The organism is Armatimonas sp., assembly GCF_031410135.1.
GTDB lineage: Bacteria > Armatimonadota > Armatimonadia > Armatimonadales > Armatimonadaceae > Armatimonas.
Genome location: NZ_JANNYP010000274.1, coordinates 1 through 4,493 on the forward strand (window position 1 = coordinate 1; position 4,493 = coordinate 4,493).

Below are 4,493 nucleotides of genomic sequence, written 5' to 3' on the forward strand. Positions count from 1 at the left end.
GTGAAGAGTTTATGGATGGGACTTCGTCGTTTGGATGGTATGGAGGAGGGCTGGCAAATGGCTTTTTCAGCGATGTCAGCCCTATCAGCAAAAGATATGGGACAAGATTAGGGTTGGAGCGGGGGGACTCACGAGCCTTCGGCTGCAAAGGCCGTTCCGGCCATAAAGATATATTCAGTATGGACGGCACGTCCTTCGTAGCGGAGGCACGATGCTCTCCAGCCTCGGCTCTCCAACGGGCGGGGCCTACACCCGTCGCCCGATCCGTGCCCCCTGGTACGTTGCCGCCTCGACGGTTTGGGGGAGATTCGCATCGCCAATCGTGTAGAGCTCGACGCCACTCTCCCGAAGCGCGTGGGTGAGGGCATTGTCGGGAGTGGAGCCAATTGTAGCGACAATGGCCTCAATGTCTTCTAAAACTAGCTCCTCGGCGGTATCGGTGTGCCGGAGCGTGATGGGGCACTGCTCCACCAGCTCGTAGCCAGGGTGGAACGTGACGCCGCGCTGGCGGAAGTGCTGCAGAAATTCGTCGAGGAGCATCGTGTCGCCCGTGCCGCGCACCGACGGTAGCGCGGTGACGAACACCACTTCTTTTCCCTGTGCCGAGAGAAAGTCACAGGCTGTGAGGGCGCGGTTGGAGCCTTCACGGTCGAAGATCAGGACACGCTTGGCACTGCCGACGGCTCCTTGGAGCGCTTCGGTAACCGTCAGAGTCTCGGGGAACCGCACAGGCCGCGAGCCAGTGGCGACGATCACGCAGTCGGGGTGGAGGGCGAGGATGCTCTCAGGGGTGGCGTTGGTATTGAGCCGCACGTCCAGCTTGCTCGCTTGGCGCTGGTAGTACTCGGCGATGCGGCCCCAAGGTTTGCGGAGCGGCGATGAGGCGGCGATCAGCACCTGACCACCAACCTGCCCAGATTTTTCGAGAACGATCACCTCATGGCCGCGGGTGTGTGCGGTGAGCGCGGCTTCCATCCCCGCTGGCCCTGCGCCAACCACCACAACACGCTTCTTTTTCTCCGCCGGGATCAGCTCCGACCAGCCCGAAATCGCCTCGCGGCTTGTGAGCGGGTTGTAGACGCAGGTCATGCGATCCATCGCGCCATGGCAAGACTGGAGGCAGCGCGTGCAGTAGCGGATGTCATCGAGCCTGCCCTCCTGGGCTTTCTTGGCATGGTGCGGGTCGCAGATATGGGCCTTGGTCATGCAGACCGCATCCAGCCAGCCAGCCGCCAGCGCGTCTTCGGCCTGCTGCGCGGTGACGATACGCCCGGCGTGCAAGAGCGGGAGTTTCGTCATTTTCCGCAATTCTGCCGCTAACGGGAGCCACTCGCCCTCGGGCCGTGGCGTGGGGCCGTGATGAAAGCGTGCATCGCCGCCCGTCGTGATCACGTAGTCCACTAACCCATCGGCCTCCAAGCGCTGAACCAGCCCACGGTAGACCTCCGGCGTGTTGCCGCGCTGCTCCATGTCATCAAGCTTGACCCGCACGCCCAGCGGCAGGCTCTCGCCAATCGCTTGCCGCATCGCCATCAGTGTCTCGCGTAGAAACCGCTCGCCGCCGGCAAAGCCGCCGTACTCGTCGGTACGTGTATTCCACATCGGGTTGAGCATCTGGGAGTGCAAAAACGACTCATGGGCGTGGAGCTCCAGGCCGTCCACCCCGCCCTCCGCCGCACGCCGCGCCGCGACCCCGTGCGCCGCAATCAGCTCCTGAAGCTCGGGAATCGTCGGCACCTTACGCGGCGCACTCTTGCCGCGTGGCCCGGTGGGGGGCGTGCTGGGAATCGGACCAAAGATCGGGACTCCGGGCAGGGGGTGAAATCCGGGGTGGCAGAGCTGGGCAAAGACCTTCATCCCATGCCGGTGCCCTGCTGCGGCCAGTGCAGCGTAGCGTGGGATGATCGCATCGGAGAGATTTTCCATCCACCCTGAGCCGGGCATCGGTGAGGTCGCTCCAATAACAAACAGCCCCACACCGCCCTTGGCGCGCTCCTCGATATAGCTCTCAAACGCCGCGGAGGGCAGGCCGCCGTCCACCCACCAACCCGCAAAATGTCCACTAATAACAACCCGGTTCTTCATCGTAGCGCCCCGAACGCTCCAGGGCGAGAAGAGAAGGGGAAAGGCTGTCTGGCTCATACGCGCATTTTACCTGCCAAATCAGTACGCAGGGTAAAATACGTGTATGCTCGCTCCGCTTCTCTGTCTCGTCGCTCTCGCTCCCCTTCAGGCCCCCGCTTCGATCAGGGCGCGGCTGGAGAAAACGCTCTCTGCTCAGGCTCTAAGGCCTGGATTGGTCGGAGTGCGTGTGGTCTCCCTGGACACGGGCAAGCTTCTTTTTGAGCGCAACTCCGACAAGTCTCTGATGCCTGCCTCGAACATGAAGATCGTGACGTGTGCGGCGACGCTGGCGCTACTGGGGCCGAGCTTTACCTACACCACGGGCGTGTATGCCGTCGGGGATGATCTGATCTTGAAGGGAAGCGGCGATCCGTCACTGGACTTTGCACGGCTACAAAAACTCGCGGAGGCCGTGAAAGCGGCGGGCGTGACGGAGCTTAAGGGCAAGCTTCTCTACGACGCGTCGGTGTTTGACGCAGAGGTTCTGGGGGAGGGCTGGCAGTGGGACGACGAGGAGTTCTCCTTCTCGGCGCAGGTCTCTGGTCTGAGCTGCGATGAAAACGTGGCAGTGGTGATCGTCAAGCCGGGCGCGGTGGGAGAAGCGCCGCTGGTGGAGGCGACGCCGTATTTCACGATTGAGAACAAGGCCACCACCGTTGACGGGAAAGAGCAGGCTCTCTCCATTGGCCGAAAGCGTGGGCAAAATACCGTGGTGATTACGGGAAAGATCGGGGAGAAAGCAGATGCGAAGCGTACGGCGCTCACGGTGGAAGACCCAGCGCGTTTCGCCGCATTGCGTTTTGCCGAGGCGCTTCGTACGGCGGGAGTAACGGTTCCCGAAGACGTCGTTTTAGAGTCCGGGAAAGTGCCCGAGGGCGTGACTGCACTGACCGTAACCGTCTCTAAGCCTCTCTCACAGCTCGCGGCGGACTTCATGAAGCCCTCCGACAACCTCTTTGGTGAGTGTTTTTTGAAGACACTGGGGGCGATCAAGGGGAAAGCAGGCTCGACGGCGGAGGGCGCGAAAGTCGTTCGTGAGTGGCTCAAGTCCCGCAGTATTCCTATCACGGGCTTCTACCAGGCCGATGGCTCTGGGCTCTCGCGCATGAACTTGGTCACGGCGCAGCTCTTGATGGGCATCCTGCGAGATCGGGCTGGGGATGCAAATTTCCGCGCGGCCATGCCGATCGGGGGCGTGGATGGGACGCTCAAGAACCGCTTTAAGAACACATCCGCACAAAACAACGTCCGTGCTAAGACCGGAACGCTCACCGGGGCATCGTCGCTCTCGGGCTACGTGACGAGCAAAGCAGGCGAGCGGCTTGTCTTTTCGATCCTCATGAACCACTACGACCGGGAAGCGGGAGCTAGCACGGCGCGCGCCCTGCAAGATGCGCTTGTGCTCACGCTATTAGACCTGCCTCGCAAACGCTGACCATTAAGACGGGGCCTGTGCTAAAATGGTCTATGCGTCTTTTCCTCGTTTTCTTGCTCCTGTTGGCTTCCTCACTCTGTCGCGCCGACGATGCGCCGGGCCACTCCAAACACGGGTCTGCGTTTGACTCGGGCATGCGGACAAAGCCCTGGGTCATCAAGGGCATCGGCGACACCCCGTTTCCCATCACAACCAAGAACTCAGAAGCCCAAAAGTGGTTCAACCAGGGCAATGCACTGCTCCACTCCTTCTGGTTTGAGGAAGCCGAACGCTCTTTTCGCTGGTGCCACAAGCTCGACCCCGACAACGCCATGGTCTACTGGAGTCTAGCGCGCTGTGGCTTTAACTGGTTCACGATCGGTGCACCTAACTACGACGACAAGAACTTCGACCGATCCAAGGTATTTCTCAGCGAGGCGGTTCGGCGCAAGAGCAAAGTCACCGAGCGTGAGCGTATGTACATCGAGGCCTGGGAGAAAGCCTACGCACCGCAGGAGAAGAACCGCGCCAAGACGATGGTTGCCGCGCTTCAGCAAATCGTGATTCGGTTCCCCGACGACATGGAGGCAAAGAGCCTTCTGGCCCTCTACAACATTGGCCAGGGAAGCGCGTTTGCCAATGAGCTGCTCATCCAGCAGGTTCTTGCCAAGAGTCCGATGCATCCGGGGGCGCACCACGCCAGTATCCACAACTGGGATGGCGTCTCTTCCGACCAAGCGATAAAGAGCTGCGAGCTGTACGGCAAGTCGGCCCCCGACATCGGGCACGCGATGCACATGCCCGGCCATATCTACAGCAAGATCGGCATGTGGCACGAGGCCGCCATTGCGATGGACTCCGCAACCCGAACCGAGCTACGGTACATGAACGACCGACTGGCACTGCCCTTTGAGACGTGGAACTACCCGCACAACCGCAACTACCTCTGCTACAT

At 61.1% G+C, this 4,493-nt stretch carries 3 protein-coding genes; 2 read left to right on the forward strand and 1 reads right to left on the reverse strand.

The window, feature by feature from the left end; translation table 11 throughout:
• Positions 1 to 246: 246 nt before the first annotated feature.
• Positions 247 to 2,142 (reverse strand): FAD-dependent oxidoreductase, encoded by a 1,896-nt coding sequence (locus RMO15_RS10205; protein ID WP_309711512.1) that lies wholly within the window; start codon positions 2,140 to 2,142, stop codon positions 247 to 249.
• 46 nt (positions 2,143 to 2,188) lie between these two features.
• Here RMO15_RS10205 and dacB point away from each other — a divergent pair, with 46 nt between their 5' ends.
• Both dacB and RMO15_RS10215 read left to right on the forward strand, forming a co-directional pair.
• Positions 2,189 to 3,559 carry a D-alanyl-D-alanine carboxypeptidase/D-alanyl-D-alanine-endopeptidase gene (gene dacB / locus RMO15_RS10210; protein WP_309711514.1) on the forward strand — a complete coding sequence of 457 codons (1,371 nt, stop codon included), beginning with the start codon at positions 2,189 to 2,191 and terminating at the stop codon, positions 3,557 to 3,559.
• Positions 3,560 to 3,591: 32 nt separating this feature from the next.
• Positions 3,592 to 4,493 (forward strand): hypothetical protein (locus RMO15_RS10215; protein ID WP_309711516.1); only part of this gene is annotated, 902 nt, incomplete at its 3' end.